This window comes from Conexibacter sp. DBS9H8 (assembly GCF_023330685.1).
Taxonomy (GTDB): domain Bacteria; phylum Actinomycetota; class Thermoleophilia; order Solirubrobacterales; family Solirubrobacteraceae; genus Palsa-465.
In genome coordinates, this window is sequence record NZ_CP097128.1 from 144,938 (window position 1) to 161,650 (window position 16,713).

Annotated in this window: 13 protein-coding genes and 1 tRNA gene; 9 read left to right on the forward strand and 5 right to left on the reverse strand. The window is 72.3% G+C overall.

The features are described 5' to 3' along the window. Window positions 1-2 precede the first annotated feature (2 nt). Window positions 3-2,333 carry a DEAD/DEAH box helicase gene (locus M3M55_RS00695; protein ID WP_249010903.1) on the forward strand — a complete coding sequence of 777 codons (2,331 nt, stop codon included), beginning with the start codon at window positions 3-5 and terminating at the stop codon, window positions 2,331-2,333. Here M3M55_RS00695 and M3M55_RS00700 read toward each other — a convergent pair. From M3M55_RS00700 to M3M55_RS00710, 3 genes are read right to left on the reverse strand one after another with little or no spacing between them, the layout of a single operon-like run. After that, a complete protein-coding gene (locus M3M55_RS00700; RefSeq protein ID WP_249010904.1) occupies window positions 2,324-4,885 on the reverse strand; it encodes an FtsX-like permease family protein in 2,562 nt (853 codons plus the stop codon). The two genes, M3M55_RS00695 and M3M55_RS00700, sit on opposite strands and share 10 nt — an antisense overlap. A 60-nt stretch (window positions 4,886-4,945) precedes the next feature. Further along, window positions 4,946-5,743: an ABC transporter ATP-binding protein gene (locus M3M55_RS00705; RefSeq protein WP_249010905.1), complete on the reverse strand. Its 798-nt coding sequence runs from the start codon at window positions 5,741-5,743 to the stop codon at window positions 4,946-4,948. Continuing rightward, window positions 5,740-6,252 carry a histidine phosphatase family protein gene (locus tag M3M55_RS00710; protein WP_249010906.1) on the reverse strand — a complete coding sequence of 171 codons (513 nt, stop codon included), beginning with the start codon at window positions 6,250-6,252 and terminating at the stop codon, window positions 5,740-5,742. The genes M3M55_RS00705 and M3M55_RS00710 overlap by 4 nt, the downstream gene beginning before the upstream one ends. Before the next feature lie 221 nt (window positions 6,253-6,473). On the opposite strand from M3M55_RS00710, the gene M3M55_RS00715 reads away from it, so the two are divergent. Further along, window positions 6,474-6,546 (forward strand) — tRNA-Phe (locus tag M3M55_RS00715). 97 nt (window positions 6,547-6,643) lie between these two features. Then, a complete protein-coding gene (locus M3M55_RS00720) occupies window positions 6,644-7,294 on the forward strand; it encodes a TetR/AcrR family transcriptional regulator (RefSeq protein WP_249010907.1) in 651 nt (216 codons plus the stop codon). Window positions 7,295-7,392: 98 nt separating this feature from the next. Here M3M55_RS00720 and M3M55_RS00725 read toward each other — a convergent pair whose 3' ends face one another. Together M3M55_RS00725 and M3M55_RS00730 are read right to left on the reverse strand one after the other, a co-directional pair. Beyond that, entirely contained in the window at window positions 7,393-8,064 is a 672-nt protein-coding gene (locus M3M55_RS00725) for a glutathione S-transferase family protein (protein ID WP_249010908.1), read from the reverse strand. A 9-nt stretch (window positions 8,065-8,073) separates the two neighbouring features. After that, window positions 8,074-9,204, reverse strand: a complete 1,131-nt coding sequence (locus M3M55_RS00730) for an AraC family transcriptional regulator (RefSeq protein WP_249010909.1) — start codon at window positions 9,202-9,204, stop codon at window positions 8,074-8,076. A gap of 105 nt (window positions 9,205-9,309) precedes the next feature. Here M3M55_RS00730 and M3M55_RS00735 point away from each other — a divergent pair, with 105 nt between their 5' ends. The 6 genes from M3M55_RS00735 (at window position 9,310) to M3M55_RS00760 (ending at window position 16,603) form a co-directional block, all read left to right on the forward strand. Beyond that, window positions 9,310-10,824 (forward strand): NAD(P)/FAD-dependent oxidoreductase, encoded by a 1,515-nt coding sequence (locus M3M55_RS00735; protein ID WP_249010910.1) that lies wholly within the window; start codon window positions 9,310-9,312, stop codon window positions 10,822-10,824. Continuing rightward, a complete protein-coding gene (locus tag M3M55_RS00740; RefSeq protein ID WP_249010911.1) occupies window positions 10,821-12,440 on the forward strand; it encodes a GMC oxidoreductase in 1,620 nt (539 codons plus the stop codon). The genes M3M55_RS00735 and M3M55_RS00740 overlap by 4 nt, the downstream gene beginning before the upstream one ends. 13 nt (window positions 12,441-12,453) lie before the next feature. Continuing rightward, window positions 12,454-13,362, forward strand: coding sequence for an alpha/beta hydrolase (locus M3M55_RS00745; RefSeq protein ID WP_249010912.1), 909 nt, complete (start codon window positions 12,454-12,456; stop codon window positions 13,360-13,362). A gap of 164 nt (window positions 13,363-13,526) precedes the next feature. Then, a complete protein-coding gene (locus M3M55_RS00750; protein ID WP_249010913.1) occupies window positions 13,527-13,688 on the forward strand; it encodes a hypothetical protein in 162 nt (53 codons plus the stop codon). Between the two features lie 2 nt (window positions 13,689-13,690). Then, window positions 13,691-15,256 carry a class I adenylate-forming enzyme family protein gene (locus tag M3M55_RS00755; protein ID WP_249010914.1) on the forward strand — a complete coding sequence of 522 codons (1,566 nt, stop codon included), beginning with the start codon at window positions 13,691-13,693 and terminating at the stop codon, window positions 15,254-15,256. Between the two features lie 123 nt (window positions 15,257-15,379). Next, window positions 15,380-16,603: a CdaR family transcriptional regulator gene (locus tag M3M55_RS00760; RefSeq protein ID WP_249010915.1), complete on the forward strand. Its 1,224-nt coding sequence runs from the start codon at window positions 15,380-15,382 to the stop codon at window positions 16,601-16,603. Window positions 16,604-16,713: the final 110 nt, after the last annotated feature.

Sequence of the window (16,713 nt, forward strand, 5' to 3'; positions counted from 1 at the left end):
CAGTGGCCGCCCGCTCCCCCAGCACCCCTCCGCCGGTCCCGTCCACCACCGGGCGCGACGGCGAGCCCTGGGCGGCGCTGCTCGCCGGCGCACAGGAGGACGGGCGCCTCGTCGCAGAGGACGTCGACCCGGCCCGGCCGGGTCAGCTTGAGCCACTCCCGCCCGAGCTTGACCCCCGGCTCGTCCAGGCCCTCGCCGGCCGCGGGATCGGCGCCCTCTACCGCCACCAGCTCGAGGCATTCGCCAGCGCGTTCACCCAGACGACGATCGTCACCACAGCGACCGCCTCGGGCAAGTCGCTGGCCTTTCAGCTGCCGACCCTGCAGTTGCTGCTCGAGGACCGCAAGGCCCGGGCGCTGTTCCTCTACCCGACCAAGGCGCTCGCCCAGGACCAGGCCCGGGCACTGCACAGCTTCGGCCTCGGACACGCGCTGCGCCCGGCGATCTATGACGGCGACACGCCCCGTCAGGAGCGGCCGGCGATCCGCCGCCAGGCGAACGTCGTCATCACCAACCCGGACATGCTCCACGTCGGGATCCTCCCCCACCACGGCGCGTGGGGAGATTTCCTGGCCAACCTCGCCGTCGTCGTCGTCGACGAGGCCCACGTCTACCGCGGCGTGTTCGGCTCCCACGTCGCCAACGTGCTACGCCGGCTGCGGCGCCTCTGCGAGCACTACGGCACCACCCCCCGGTTCCTGCTCACCTCCGCGACGATCGCCAACCCGCGCCGGCACGCCCACGCCCTCACCGGCCTCAACGACATCGCCCTGATCGACACCGACGGCGCGCCCCGCCAGCCCCGCCGCGTCGTCGTCTGGAACCCTCCGCTGCTCGACGCCGAACTCGGCAGCCGCGCGAGCCCGCTCGCCGAAGCGGCTGAACTGCTCGCCGGACTCGTCGCCGAAGGCACCCGCACGATCTGCTTCATGAAGTCCCGCAAGGGGGTCGAGCTGATCCTGCGAATGGCCGCCGACCGTCTACGGGCCCGCAGCGACCTGCCCGCCGGCATCGCGGACCGCATCGCCCCCTACCGGGCCGGCTACACCCCCCAGCAGCGCCACGAGATCGAGGCGCGGCTGGTGAACGGGGAGCTGCTCGGGGTCGTCGCGACCGACGCGCTGGAGTTGGGGATCGACATCGGTGAGCTCGACGCGGCGATCGTGACGACGTTCCCCGGGACGATCGCGAGCCTGCGCCAGATGTGGGGCCGGGCGGGCCGCCGCGGTCTCGGCCTCGCCGTCTACGTCGCCGGAGAGGACGCCCTCGACCAGTTCTTCGCCCGCCACCCCGACACGTTCCGGCAGCGTCCGGTGGAGGCGGCGATCATCGACCCCCACAACCCGGAGATCTTCGCCGCCCACCTCCTCTGTGCCGCCCATGAGGCGCCGGTCACAGAGGCAGACGCCACGATCCTCGGGCCCGACACCGCTGCCGCCGCAGAGGGTCTCAGCCTCGCGGGGTTCCTGCGCGAACGGGTGACCGGCTGGGTGCCCGCCCGGGCCGACGACTACCCGGCCGGGCGAACCGCTCTGCGCTCGGCGAGCGCCGACAGCTTCCTACTCCTCGACGCAGCCAGCGGTGAGGTGCTCGGCCAGATCGAGGCGGCCCGCGCCTACAACACGGTGCACGACGGCGCAATCTACCTGCACCTCGGCCGTTCCTACCTTGTCCGCGAGCTCGACCTCCAGGCCCGCCGAGCCGTGCTCGAGCCCTTCAGCGGCGAGTACTACACCCAGGCCAAGCGGGAGAGCAACATCTTCATCGAGATGCTCACAGAGCGCCGCGACACCCACGGGGTGACCCTGTCCTACGGGAACGTCGTCTATTCAGAGACCGTCCTCGGCTTCCAGCGCAAGCATCTTCAGAGTGAGGGGGTGCTCGGCTTCGTCGGCCTCGACCTGCCGACGACGGAGTTCCGCACGCGGGCGCTGTGGTTCGAACTCGACGCCCTGATCGCCGCCGAGCCCTTCCCGGCCGCCAAGCTGCTCGGTTCCCTGCACGCGCTCGAGCACGGCCAGATCGCCGTGCTACCGCTGATCGCCATGTGCGACCGCTGGGACATCGGCGGGCTGTCGACCAACGCGCACGGTCAGACCGGCGGACCGACGATCTTCATCTACGACGGCCACCCGGGTGGCATCGGGATCTCCAAACGTGGCTTTGACCGCTTTGACGAGCTCGTCGGGGACGCGGCGGCGCTGATCGGCGAGTGCCCGTGCCGGTCGGGATGCCCCTCCTGTGTGCAGTCACCCAAGTGTGGGAACCTCAACGACCCGCTCGCCAAGGACGGTGCCCTCGAGCTGCTCGCCCGCATGCAAGCTCACTCGTAGGTGACGGCGGCGAGCATCGACACCCGTGCGGCACGGCGGGCGGGCCCGATCGCGGCGAGGCCGCCGGCGAGGACGATGCTGAGCAGCGCCCCAGCGCCCGCGAGCCACGGGACGTGGAAGCTGAGCCCCTCCGGAGCGAGGGCGTGGCTGAGACAGACCGCCAGGCCGGTCCCAAGGATGAGGCCGCCCACCCCGCCCGCAAGCGCGGTCAGCGCGCTCTCGGTCCGGATCAGCGCCGCCGCCTGGGCGGGGGTCATCCCGAGCGCCCGCAAGGTCCCCAGCTCACCGGCGCGCGCTCGCACCGACAGGTTGAGCGCCCCACCGATTCCCAGCAGCGACATCACGAGCGCGAGGACGAGCAGGGCGTCGAGCAGATCGACGACGTTGGTGACGTTGGCGGCCTGCCGGGCCGCCAACTGCCGCTCGTTCCGGACCACGACGCCCGGAAAGCGCGTGAGGGCGTGGCGGAGGGCCGTGAGTGCGACCGACTCGGACACGCTGCCCGTCAGGGTGAGGAACACCGCCTGGAGCTGGGGTTGGACGAACACCTGGTCGAAGAAGGCGAGCGGGACGGTGATGCCGCCGAGCAGTCCGGCGTCGCGGTAGATGCCCGCGACCCGGAGACGGACGTTTTGCCCCTGGGGCCCGGTGATGGTGAACCGGGACCCGACCCGGAGGTGGGCGGCCCGGGCGGTGTCGGCCTCGATGAGGGCCTCACCGGGGGCGAGCGCGGCGAGGGAGGCGGATGCGCCCGGCTGGAAGTGGAAGCGGTAGACGGCCGGCCAGCTGGTCGGGTCGACGCCGGCGACCTGCACGGAACCGGCGCCGGGGAGCTGGGCGGTGAGGGTCTTCAGCGCGGAGACGGCGGCGAGGTCGGGGACGGCGGCGACCGCGCGGACGCTGGAGGCGGGGATCGGCGCCGCGCCGCCGGCACTCTCGATCGCCAGGTCCCCGATCACCGTCTGGCGGATCGCCGTCGCGCTCGCTGAGCGCAACCCGGCGACGTAGACGCTGAGCACGAGCGCGAGGGTGATCCCGATCATCAGGCTCGAGCCGCCGAGGGCGACGCTGCGGCTGTTGGCGGCGGTGTGGGCGCGGGCGAGCGCGACGATCGGGTCCCGGCGGCGGAACCCGCCGGCGAGCGCGACGACCGCTCGGACGGTGACCGGCCCGGCGGCGAGGCCACCGGCGAGTATCAACGCGGCGCCGACCCCGGCACCGACGAGTCGCTCACGCAGGTCGCCACCGGCCCCGAGGGTGATCAGCACGCCAGCGGCGAGCGTGCCGGCGGCCAGCGCGGCGCGTGCGATGTGGGCGAGCCAGCGCCGGCGCCCGCTCGCCCCCGCCCCCCGACTCGCCTGGAGGGCCTGAACCGGCGCGGCGCGGCGGGCGGCGAGGGCCGGCCCGAGGGCGGCGAGGAGGCACAGCAGCACCCCAGCGCCGAGCCCGATCCCGACGGCAGCGGCGGTGTAGCGCAGGGGGGTGTCGGGAACGTCGGTGCCCGCGGCGGCGAACCCCGCGTGGATCGCCAGGGCGATGAGGGGACCGAGGAGGACGCCGAGGATCGCGCCGAGCAGGCCGATCACGGCGGCGTCGAGCAGCCCGGAGACGAGCACCTGGGTGCGGGTCGCGCCGAGGGCGCGCAGGAGCGCGAGCTCTTCCCGGCGGTCGCTCGCGGTCGTCGCGAAGGTGGTGAAGATGACGAGCGCGCCGATCAGGAGCGCCACGGCGCTGAACCCATCGAGGCCACCGCTGAGGGTCGAGAAGGCGGTGCTGACCCGGGCGACGACGCCGCTCACCGCTCCGGCGAGGCTCTGCACGGTGAGATCGGCGGGGAGCCGGGCGCCGATCAGCGCGGTGGCGATCGGGACGCTGACCCCAGGGCCGAGGCGGATGTCGACCTGACTGACGGACCGGGTCTGGTAGAGCCGGGCGGCCTCATCCGCGGTGAACAGGACGATCCGTTCCCCGCCGCCCGCCCCGACCGCGGTGATCCCGCTGATCCGGAACCGGGCGGCCGGCGCGCCGGTCGTGATGGTGATGGCATCCCCAACCCGCCAGTGCTGTTGGGCGGCGGTCGCGGCGTCGACTGCGACCTCCCCGCGGTTGGTCGGGGCATGGCCGGCGCGGTAGGTGAGGGCACCGAGGGCGCGGGGCAGGACACTCATGGCAACCGTCGCCGGGCTCGAGGCGAGTGGCCGTCCGTTGGCGCCGACGATCGTCGCCGGGGCGATCAGCTGGCCGGCGGCGTCCGCCACGCCCGGCACGGCGGCGATCGCCGCGACCGTCGTCGGGCCGATCGCGGGGGCAGACGGGGTCTCGGCAGCCTGACCGGTTCCGGCGAGCCCGGTTCCCGGCGGCTCGCGGGGGGAGACGATCAGCTGGGCGGCTCCGTCCGCACGGGTGAACAGTTGGTGGTAGGCGGCCCGGGTGCTCGCGCCGAAGACGAGCGCGCCGGTGAGGATCGCCACCCCGAAGGCGACGGTGAGGGCACTGAGGGCGAGCCGCGGAAGGCGGGTGAGCAGCGCTCGGAATGTGAAGGCCCGGGTCATATCTCGGCCCGGAATGTGAAGGCCCGGGTCATATCTCGGCCCGGAATGTGAAGGCCCGGGTCATGTCTCGCGGATGATCCGGCCGTCCTCCAAGAAGACGATTCGGTCCGCCCGGGCGGCCGCCTGCGGGTCGTGGGTGACGATCACGATCGTCTGGCCGAGGTCGCCGACGGCCCGGCGCAGCATCGTCAGGATCGTGTCGGTGTTGACGCTGTCGAGGTTGCCGGTCGGCTCGTCCGCGAACACGATCGCCGGTTTGCCCATCAGCGCGCGGGCGAGCGCGACCCGCTGCTGCTCGCCGCCGGACAGCTCGGCGGGTCGGGCGCGCCGCTTGTCGGCGATGCCAGTGGCGATCAGCAGCCAGTCGAGCCACTCCCGGTCGACGGGCCGACCCGCGATCCGCAGCGGCAGGGTGATGTTCTGCTCGGCGGTGAGCATGCCGAGCAGGTTGAAGGTCTGGAAGACAAAGCCGATCCGGCTGCGCCGCAGCCGCGTGCGATCGGCCTCACCGAGGTCCCCCAGCCGGGTCGGTCCGATCCACACCTCACCGCTGCTGGGGGTGTCGAGGCCGGCGAGCAGGTGCATGAGCGTCGACTTGCCCGAGCCGGACGGGCCCATGATCGCGGTGAAACTGCCGGGCGCGATCGCCAGTGACACCCCGTTGAGGGCGTGGACGGCGCCCGGGCCGTGGCCGTATCGCTTGTACAGGTCCTCGCCGGCGACGATCGCCACCGGCTCGCGGATCTCCAGAGCGGGCGGAGCGGACGGGGTCATGACCGCGCGCGTCTGGGGCTCGATCCCGGTCGCATCGGATTCGGGCACCGGCGTCGGATCGTCGGCGTGGGGATGTGCGGTCATGTCGGCGGTAGCGTCCGGGGCTGGAGGTAGCCGGTGAGCTCAGCGCGACCGGGCCCGAGGGCGGCCCACGCATCGGTGAAGGTGAGGGTGACGAGGCCGCCGGTGACGAGCTTCTCGGCGAGGCTGACGTGCAGGCTGCGCCGCGGCGGCCCGGCGAGAGTGAGGGCGAGTTGTTGCAGGGTCGGATTGTGTCCGACGACCATCACGGTCGTGACGTCCTCCCCGATCCGCCCCAGACGGACGAGCAGACTGGAGACGCTCGCCCCGTAGAGCTCGGATTCGACGTGCAGCTCACCGCCCGGGGCAACGAGCTCGACGGTCTCGACCGCCCGCCGGGCGGTCGAGCAGAGCACGAGCGCCGGTGCGATCCCCGCGTCGCTGAGGTGGGTCCCGAGCCGGCGCGCCGCCTCTTGGCCACGCGGGGCGAGGGGGCGGTCATGGTCGGCTTGGGCGGGATCGGCCCAGTCGGACTTGGCGTGGCGGAGGAGGTAGAGCCGGTGAACGGGCACGGTCCCATTGTCTCGGCTCGGGCGGCGCAATTCGCCACGTCCGCCGGAACGGGGATGAGACCTCCGCAGGGCTGGCCGACGCGACACCCTGGCGAGGCCGAGCGGAACGCCGAAGCGCGCGAGGCGGGCCTCGTCGACTCAACGAGGGGGGACCCGGTCCGGGGTCGTCAAACCCGAGCGGACCAGGCACCGACGGTGCTTCGCTACGCTCCCGGTCCTGCGGCGAGATAGCTCAGCTGGTAGAGCACACGACTGAAAATCGTGGTGTCCCGGGTTCGAGTCCCGGTCTCGCCATCGCTTCCGCCCCGGGAACGTTTCCGCCCCAGTCCCCCGCCGCGCACGGGACGGCGGGGGGTTTGGGCCATTCGCTCTCGTGGCAGGATCGATTGTGATGCCTCCGACCACCGTCGCTCGCCCGATTCGCCGTGACGCCGCCGCCAACCGCGAGCGGCTGCTGCGCGCGGCTGCGCGGGCGGTGCGCCGGCGCGGTGATGCCATCGCGATGACGGCGATCGCCGCCGAGGCAGGGGTCGGGATCGGCACCCTCTACCGCCACTTCCCGACCCGGGCGGCGCTGCTGGCTGCGCTGACGGACCGCTCCTACCAACTCGTCCTCAGTCACGCTCGCAGAGCCGTTGACAGCCCTGCTCCTGTGCCGGAGGTGATCGCCCGCTTCCTCAGCGATGCGATCGCCGCCCGGGAGCAGCTCGTGCTGCCCCTGCACGGGGGTCCGATCGATCTTTCCCCCGGGGCGATCGCCGCCCGCACCGAGATCAGTGACCGGCTGGAGCGGGTGCTTGCCCGCGGCCGCCGAGAGGGTTCGGTCCGCGCGGACGTGAGCGCGATCGACCTGATCATCACGAGCGTGCTGCTCGCCCGCCCCCTGCCCCACGTCACCGACTGGGACGGTCACGCCCGCCGGCAGGCGGCCCTCTACCTGGCCGGCCTCACCGGCGTTGAGGCTGCCGCCCTGCCAGGCCGCGCCCCGACCCGGGCCGCACTCGAGTCGGGGTTCCGCGCCCAGGCGCGGGCGGCGCCCTGACATCCGCGAGCCCGCCGCCAACCGCGGGCCCCAGGCGCCGACATCCGCCGGACGGCGAACCCGGCGGCGGTGAGAACCACGTGCCGCTACGGGCCGGCTCAGCCCGCCAGCGGCTGACCGCTCCGGTCGACCTCGACGGCGGCCGGATGGTCCGACAGGGCGGCGAGCCACGCCGCGGCCGCCGGAACGGTCACCGGGTCGGGGGCGAGATCGGGGAGCCACTGGGGCAGGCGGACCGCGACGGGCATCGCGGCGAGGTCGGCCAGGGACGGGTCTGCCCCACCGGCCAGCCAGGGACCGTCGGTCGCGGTGAGCATCCGGTCGAGTGGCCGCCAGCGTTTGCCGAGCGCGCCGCGAAGGTTAGCGATCAGGTTCGGATGGTCGTGGGCCTCGTCCAGGCCGAACACCTGCTTGCGCATCGAGAGGAAGAAGTTGGTGACGATCTCGTCCTCGACCCAGCGCAGCAGCCCCCGCGCCTGGGCCCGGGCGATGGGATCCTCAGGCCACAGCGACGGCCCCGTCCCGGTCTCCTGCGCCCACTCACAGATCGCGGTCGACTGGGTGATCGCACGGTCGCCGACCTCGAGCACCGGCACCCGGTTGGCTGGATTGATCTCGGCCAGCCGCGGCGGGCGCGCGACCGGATCGATCTCGATCAGCTCGACCTCGATCCCGCGGATCGCCAGGGCGATCCGGGCCTTGCCGGCAAACGGGGAGAGGTTCCAGGACCACAGTCGCGGTCGGGGCATCGCATCGGGGGCGTCGGACATGGCTGGACCCTATCTGACCGCCTGCCCCGTCCGCCCCGCCCAGCGCGCCGGTGAGACCCCGTGCCAGCGGGTGAAGGCGTGCACGAAGCTCGACGCCTCCGCGTACCCGAGCCGATCGGCGACCTGCTCGACGGTGAGCCCGCCGGTGGAGAGCAGTTCCTGGGCGAGCAGCATCCGGGTCTCCGAGACGATCGCCCGGAAGCTCGTGCCCTCGGCCCCAAGCCGGCGCCGGAGGGTCCGGACGCTCACCCCGAGAGCGTCGGCGACCCGGTCCTGGCCGGGCATCTCACGGGCGTCGGCGAGCAACTGGGCCCGTACCCGCCCGGCGAGACCCCGGCGGAGGTGGCGGCGATCGAGCAGCGCCTCACACAGGGACTGGCATTGGGCGGCGGCGAGTTCGCTCGCGCGTGGGAGCGGCCGCGCGAGCAGGGCGGCGGAGATCCTCAGGCCGTCGTACTCGGCCCCGAAGCGCGGCCGTACCCCGAACGCCCGCTCATACGCCTCGAGCCCATCCATCGCCCCGCCATCGGTCGCCCCAGTCTCACCGTCTCCCCCTCCGGCCTCCGGCCCGGGCGCGGGCTCCGGCCCGGGCGCGGGGAAGTGGAAGCTCACGCCGGCGAGCGGAACCGGCTCGGCGAACAGCTCCCGCTGCATCAGCGCGATCGCCGCCGCGTCGCGCTCGAGCACGAGCCGGCGCAACCCAGACGGCAGGTGGCCGGCGTCGAGGCGGACCTCGATGTGGTCCCCCGCACTCACGGTGTGAACGTCGACGAGCGCGTAGGCGAGCTCGCGGAAGCGCTCGGCAACCCCGATCGCGTCCGCGAGCGTCGCGCTCGCGAGCACGGCGAAGCCGAAGATCCCGTAGGTGTGGAGGCCGTAGCGCTGCCCGAGACCGAGCCCGAGACCCGCAGGCGCGCCCGTCAGCGCCGCGAGGTTCGCGAGCACGGCGAGCTCCTGATCGGCCTCGATCTCGGCGGCGGGATCCTCCAGCAGCGCCGGGATGACGCCGCTGCCGGCGAGCAGCCGGTCGCCCGTCAGCCCCAGTGAGCGCCCGTACTCGACGATCAGCCCGACGCTCGTGGTCGCCCGCGGGGCGGGGGACCACGCCGCAGGGGTGCGCGCCGCCGGCACCCCCGGCACGGTCCCCGATGGTCCAGACGACGATGTCACCCGGCTGGCCGAATCGAACAAGATGTTGCCCAATCTGCCATTGATCTGGGCCTGCGGGAGCCATACCTTCTCAGGGTGTCCTCCACTCACTCACCACGGATCGCGATCGTCGGCGCCGGCTTTGGCGGGATCGGGATGGCGATCGAGCTCGACCGAGCCGGGTTCCATGACTTCACCGTCTTTGAACGGGCCGACCGGATCGGCGGGGTGTGGAGGGAGAACACCTACCCGGGGGCAGGCTGTGACGTCCCCTCACCGTTCTACTCGTTCTCCTTCGCCCCGAACCCGCAGTGGCCATGGCGGTACTCCAAGCAGGAGACGATCCTCGCCTACCTCGAGCGCTGCGCGATCGAGTTCGGGGTCGCCGACCGGATCGAAGTCAACGCGGAGGTGACCGCTGCGGCCTTTGACGAGGCCACCGGCCGCTGGGAGGTCCAGGTCAACGGGAGCACCGAGAGCTTCGATCTGCTCGTCTGCGCCTGCGGCCAGCTGTCGGAGCCGACCGTCCCCGCCTTCCCCGGCGCCGACTCCTTCACCGGCCACAGCTTCCACAGCGCCCACTGGGATCACGAACACGACCTCCGCGACGAGCGGGTCGCAGTGATCGGCACCGGCGCGAGCGCGATCCAGTTCGTCCCCGAGATCGTCCCTCAGGTCGGCGCCCTCCACCTCTTCCAACGCTCGGCGCCGTTCGTCATCCCCAAACCCGACCGCCGCTACAGCCAGCTGCACCACCGGCTCTTCCGCACCCTTCCGGCGCTGCTCGCCGCCGAGCGCTTCGGCTGGTTCCTGGTCTCAGAGTACGGGCAGATCGCCCTGGCCGAGCACCCATCCTGGCTCAACTTCATCGTCGGGGCGTCTCGCTGGAACCTCAACCGGGCGATCACAGACCCCGCCAAACGGGCGGCGCTCGCCCCGACCGATCAGGCCGGCTGCAAGCGGCTGCTGTTCTCCAACAACTACTACCCGGCCCTCGCCCAGGACCACGTCGAGGTCATCCCCGAGGGTGTGAGCGCGATCGGCCCCCACACCGTCCGTTCCGATTCCGGCCTCACCCGAGAGGTCGACACGATCATCTACGCGACCGGCTTTGCCGCGCACGGGTTCGTCGCGCCGATGCAGATCACCGGCCGGGAGGGCCGCCGCCTCGCCGAGGACGCCTGGGCAGGCGGTGCCTCGGCCTACCTCGGCATGGCCGTCCCCGATTTCCCGAATCTGTTCATGCTCTACGGGCCGAACACGAACCTCGGCTCCGGGTCGATCGTGCACATGCTCGAGAGCTCGATCCATTACGTCGTCGAGGCCGCCCGTGCCTTCGCCCGCCACCCGGGAGCCCGCTTCGCCGTCCGCCGCGGACGCCACCTCCTCTACGACAGCGAGGTCCAGCGCCGGCTCGCCACCTCGGCGTGGGCGAGCGGCTGCTCGAGCTGGTACGTCGACGAGACGGGCCGCAACGCGAACAACTGGCCGGGAACGATGAGCGAGTATCGCTGGCGGACACGGCAGTTCCGGATCGAGGATTATGAGGCTCTGGACGGCGGGGCCGACGGTCCCGCCCCGAGTGAGGAGAGGGAGACGGTGTTCTCGTGAGCTACGACTTTGACTGGCTGGTGATCGGGTCGGGATTCGGCGGGAGCGTGTCGGCGCTGCGGCTCGCGGAGAAGGGCTACTCGGTCGGGGTGCTCGAAAGCGGCCGCCGCTTCGCGGACGAGGACTACGCGGAGGAGACCAAGGACGCCAGGAACTACTACTGGGTCCCCCAGCTCGGCCTTCGCGGGATTCTCCGCCTCACCCTGTTCCGGGACATCTTCATCGCCTCCGGCAGTGGGGTCGGAGGCGGCAGCCTCGGGTATGCGAACACGCTCTACCGCGCCCTGCCCGGCTTCTATGAGAACCCGCAGTGGAGCGGACTCGCCGACTGGGAGACCGAACTGGCCCCCCACTATCAGGAGGCCGAGCGGATGCTCGGCGTGGCGGAGTACGACCGCGAGGGCCCGGCCGACCTGCTGCTCAAGCGCTACGGGGAGGCGACCGGCGTCGCCGACACGTTCAAGCGCGCGCGCGTCGGGGTGTTCCTCGGCACTCCCGGCGTCACCGTCGAGGATCCCTACTTCGGTGGTGAGGGACCCCCACGGACCGGGTGCATGCGCTGTGGCTCCTGCATGGTCGGCTGCCGCCACGGGGCCAAGAACACCCTCGTCAAGAACTACCTGTGGTTCGCCGAGAAGCTCGGCGTGCAGGTGATGCCCGAACGAACGGTGATCGACGTCGTGCCGATCGGCGGGCCGTCGGCGACCGGGGCCGACGGCTACGAGGTCACCCACATCCGCTCCGGCGCGCTGTGGGGACGGGAGAAGACGACGCTCCGGGCTCGCGGCGTGATCGTCGCCGCCGGCGCGCTGGGCACCAACCGCCTGCTCGCGCGCTGCAAGCTCGCCGGCTCCCTGCACCGGATCTCGGACCGCCTCGGTTATCTCGTGCGCACCAACAGCGAGTCGATCATGGCCGTCAGCGCCCCCGCGGACCACCCGGACGACTTCACCAAGTCGATCGCGATCACCTCAAGTCTCTACACCGATGAGAGCACCCACGTGGAGGTCGTCACCTACGGCAGGGGAGCCGACTCCCAGTCCCTGCTCTTCAACCTGATGGTGCAGGCCGGCGGTCGCGGCACCCGCCCGTTCTACTTCGCCCTCGCCGCCCTCCGTCACCCGCGGGCGTTCCTGCGCGCCTCCAAGCTCGCCGGCACGTCGGCCCGGACGATCATCCTGCTCGTGATGCAGACCCTCGACAACTCGATGCGCCTGAAGGTCAAGCGCCGTCTGCCCGGCGGCGCGGTCACCCTGACGACCGAGCAGGACCCGCTGCACCCGAACCCGGACGGGGTACCGGTCGCCTATGACGTCGCCCGCTGGTTCGCCGACGAACTCGGCGGCGACGCCTACGCCGGGATCACGGAGGGGATCTTCTCGATCCCGACGACCGCCCATATCCTCGGCGGTGCGGTGATCGGGGCATCCCCGCGGACCGGCGTGATCGACGACCACCAGCGCGTGTTCGGGTACGAGAACCTGCTCGTCTGCGACGGGGCGGCGGTGCCGGCGAACGTCGGCGCCAACCCGAGCCTGACGATCACCGCCCTCACCGAGCGGGCACTGGCGTTCATCCCCGCCAAGGTCGGGGCGCTCGCGACCGTCGGCGCCTGAGAGGCCCTCGGGCATGTCCAGGGACACACCGGTCAACGTGGTGGGAGCCATCGTGCGGACCGCCGTGCGTCCCCTGTTCGGCCCCGGCGTTCCCGTCCCCGTCCAGCGTGTCCTCCTGGAGGCGACCTGCCGGACCCTGCCGGGCGCCCGGGTCAGGCACACCCGCGCGTACATGGCCGGCGTGCCGGTCCTCATCCTCGCCCCTGACGATGGGCCGGCCCAGCGTACGATCCTCTACCTCCACGGCGGCGGATATGTCGTCGGCTCAGCCCGCAGCCATCTCGCGCTCACCTCGCGGCTCGCCCGCGCCGCCCACGCACGGGTCATCGCCGTCGACTACCGGCTCGCCCCCGAGCATCCGTTCCCCGCCGCGTGGGAGGACGCGGCCGCCGTCTACGGTGCGCTCTGCGCGGACGGCACGGCACCCGGGTCGGTCTGTATCGCCGGGGATTCCGCCGGAGGCGGGCTTGCGCTCACGACGGTGCTCGAGGCCCGGCAACGCGGGCTCCCCCGCCCCGGCGCGCTCGTGATGTTCTCCCCGTGGCTCGACCTGCGCCCGCCGGCGGCCCACGCGGCCGCCGGCGGCGAGGATCCGATGCTCACTGTGGCGGGTCTCGAGCGCTGGGCGGCGCTGTATGCCGGATCCCACCCGCGGACCGATCCGCGCCTCTCCCCCAGCCTCGCCGAGGACCTCAGCGGACTGCCGCCGACCCTCATCCAATACGACGCCGGCGAGCTGCTCGCCCGGGACACGCTCGCCTTCAGCACCCGCGCCCGGACCGCCGGCGCCGAGCTCACCCTCCAGCCCTTCAGCGGTCTCTGGCACGTCTTCGAGCTGTTCACCCTGCTTGCCCCGGCGCGGGCGGCGATCACCCTCGCCGGCGCGTTCATCGCCACCCACACGGCCCCGCCGCCGAGCTGAGCGGAGCCTCCGCTGCTTGTCCCTTCCGGACAACCGGGCCGATCCGGTTTGGGGGAAGACCCAAACACCGCCGGTCGCGTTTGCGGTTCCGTCTGGGTCGGTCCACGTGGCGCCCGCCGGGAGCTCGGACCGGACCACCGAACACGCCAGAGGAGAGGACCCGCATGCCCACTGCCAAGCCCGTCGTCGTCTACGGAGCCAGCGGCTGCACCGGCCGACTCGTCTGTGAGGACCTCCGTGAGTACGGCATGGCGTTCATCGCCGCCGGCCGCAACGCCGATCGGCTCGCCGTGACCGGGCAGCGTCACACCGTCGGTGGGACCTAGCGGTGCGCCCCCGGCCCGACCTCATCTCCCTCCCGGACCTGCTGCGGACACGGGCCCGGGCCACCCCCGATCTCCCGTTCGCCCGCTTCAGCGACCGGGCGTGGACCTACTCGGCCTTTGACGCGCGCACGGACGCGCTCGCGGGCGGTCTCGCCGCGCTGGGGGTCTCCCCCGGTGAGACGGTGTCGGTGCTGCTGCCCAACTGCCTCGAGTTCCTTGAGGCGTGGTGGGCGATCCTCAAGCTCGGGGCGGTGTTCGGGCCGGTCAACCCGGCCTACACGGGCCCGGAGGTCGCCTACGTGCTCGGCCACTCCGGCGCGGTGGCGGTCATCACCGATCAGCGGGGGGCCGAGGTGCTCGCGACGGTCCGGCACGAGCTTCCGCGGCTGAGGCACGTGATCGAGACGACCCCTCCGGCGGGCGCGGCGGCCGGCGTGGTGAGCCTCGACGCCCTCGCCGCAGCGGGGTACCCGGCGCCGGCACCGGCGATCGGCGCCGACACGCTTGCGGCCGTCCTCTACACCTCCGGGACGACGGGCAAACCCAAGGGGGCGATGCTCTCGCACCGGAACCTGCTCGTCAACACGGCCCAGGCGGCCGAGCTCGTGCCGCTCGCCGCCGGTGAGCGGGTCGGCATGCTGCTGCCGCTCTTTCACGCCAACGCCCAGCTCGTCACGACGCTGATCCCGATGCTCGTCGGCTGTGAGGTCGTCATGTGGGAGCGCTTCTCCGCCGGCGACTTCTGGGCGACGGTGGAGGCATACGCGCCGGTGACGATCTCCGCGGTTCCGACGATCCTCGCCGCAGTGCTGCACGCCCCCGGCGCGCCCGGTCCCGGAACATCGTTGCGCTACATCATCTGCGGGGCCGCCCCGCTCTCGGTGGAGCTGCTGACCGCCTTCTCCGAGCGCTTCGGAATCCGCATCCTCGAGGGGTACGGCCTCACCGAGACCGCCTGCGTCGCCTCGATCAACCCCTACTACGGCGACCGCCGGGCCGGCTCGATCGGCCTCTCCCTTCGCGGTCAGGAGATGGCGATCCGCGACGAGGACGGGGACCGGCTCGGCCCGGGGGAGTTCGGAGAGATCGTCATCCGCGGCCCCAACGTGATGCAGGGCTACCTGCACGATCCTACGGCGACCGCCGAGACGATCCGGGACGGGTGGCTGCACACCGGAGACATCGGCTACTTCGATGAAGATGGGTACTTCTTCATCGTCGACCGCTCCAAGGACATGATCATCCGCGGCGGGGAGAACATCTACCCGCGGGAGATCGAGGAGGTGCTCTACCGGTTCCCCGGGGTGCTCGAGTGCGCGGTGATCGGGGTTCCCGACCCGGTCCGGGGGGAGGAGGTGCTCGCGATCGTCGTGCCCGCGGACGGCCACACCCTCGACCCCGACGCGCTCGGCAGCTTCGCCGCCGAGCAGCTCGCCCGGTTCAAGCGGCCGCGGGCGATCCTGCTGCGGGACGCCCTCCCCAAGACGCCGACGGGCAAGATCTCCAAGGGACCGCTGCGGGAGGAGTTCGGCTCCTGGCAGCAAGAGCACGCCGACCAGACCGGATGAGGCGAGGCGAGACCTCGCGCTGAACCGGCGCCCGCCCGCGCCCGCCTGTGGGATGATCGCCCATCGGGATTCGCGGCGGACCGCTCGACGGTCCGCTTGCCGGGAGGACGGAGGTTCGAGGGCATGGTCTCTGAAGGCAACCGGGCGACAGTGGCGGAGACGGTCCGCGTCTGTGCCGACGGGATGCGGGACGAGCTCGACGGTGTCGCCGCGGCGATCACCGAGCGCATCCACGCCGCCTGTCCTGACCTCCCGGCCGGCCTCACCGACGGGACGTACGCGAGCACGCTGTCGAACGTCGATGCGTTCACGACGATCGTCCGCGACGGGATCGACCCCGGCCTGGTGCCACCCCCCGAAGACGCCCAGGCCTACGCCTGCCAGTTCGCCCGCGGCGGCCTGGACGCCGAGCTGCTCACACGTGCCTACCGGCACGGTGAGCACGCCTACCTGCACCTCTGGAAGGGGTACCTGCAGCGGACCGCGGCCGACCCCGACACGTTCGCGGCGGCGACGATCCACGTCAACGATCTCCTCTTTCAGTACATCAGCTCGGTGACCCGCGCGCTCGCCCTGCAGCACGCGGCCGAACAGGAGCGCCGCAGCTCTCCCGCGGCCACCCTCCGGCTCGCTGAGGTCCGCCGGCTCCTGTCGGGCGCTCCCGTCGATCAGCTTCGCGCCAGCCAGCGCCTGCGCTACCGCCTCGATGGCTGGCACACCGCCTTCGTCATCTGGGAGGAGGGCGAAGCCTGCCTGACGGAGGAGAGCCTCGGGACGCTCGCACCGCTCGCCGACGCCACCGGCCGCGCCCTCGGGGCGACGAACACCCTGACCCTCGAGCTCGGGGACGTCTACGCCGGCTGGGCGAACGTCTGCGCGTCGGCCGTAGACGCGCCGCGTGATCGACCCGGTGGCGTCCACGTCACGTTCGGACTCTCCCACCGTGGGCCCGAGGGCTTCCGGCGCAGCCACGAGGAGGCCCTGCAGGCCCGGCGCGTCTACCGGCTCGGCGGCCGCTGCGGGACCCCGGTCAGCTTCGGCGAGCTCGCCCTCGAGGCGCTGCTCACCCACGACCTCAAGGAGGCCCGGCGGTTCGTCGAGCGTGAGCTCGGGGACCTCGCGGACGGCACCGGTCCCCGCCGGCGGATCGTGGAGACCCTCGAGGCATACCTGACGGCCGGGTCGAGTCTCGCCCGGGTCAGCCGCCAGCTCGGGGTGCACGAGAACACCGTCGCCTACCGCATCCGCCGAGCCGAGGAGATCCTCGGCCGTCGCATCGACGAGCACCAGCTCGAGCTGCAGGCGGCCCTTCGACTCGCGCGGATCCTGCCGGCCGATCCCCCCTGAGACCCACCGCCGCTCATGCGTTTTGTGGGATTACGCCAAGCCCGGGAGCCGTGTCTGTGGGGCCCCGACATGGAGGTTCGGGCCGTCGGCTGGGACAGTTATCGGTCTCC

Bases quoted from the DNA above. Each gene is read 5' to 3' on its own strand.
- M3M55_RS00700 (WP_249010904.1), bottom strand. From the start codon at position 4,885: ATGACCCGGGCCTTCACATTCCGAGCGCTGCTCACCCGCCTTCCGCGG.
- M3M55_RS00720 (WP_249010907.1), top strand. From the start codon at position 6,644: ATGCCTCCGACCACCGTCGCTCGCCCGATTCGCCGTGACGCCGCCGCC.
- M3M55_RS00745 (WP_249010912.1), top strand. From the start codon at position 12,454: ATGTCCAGGGACACACCGGTCAACGTGGTGGGAGCCATCGTGCGGACC.
- M3M55_RS00760 (WP_249010915.1), top strand. From the start codon at position 15,380: ATGGTCTCTGAAGGCAACCGGGCGACAGTGGCGGAGACGGTCCGCGTC.
- M3M55_RS00705 (WP_249010905.1), bottom strand. From the start codon at position 5,743: ATGACCGCACATCCCCACGCCGACGATCCGACGCCGGTGCCCGAATCC.
- M3M55_RS00725 (WP_249010908.1), bottom strand. From the start codon at position 8,064: ATGTCCGACGCCCCCGATGCGATGCCCCGACCGCGACTGTGGTCCTGG.
- M3M55_RS00750 (WP_249010913.1), top strand. From the start codon at position 13,527: ATGCCCACTGCCAAGCCCGTCGTCGTCTACGGAGCCAGCGGCTGCACC.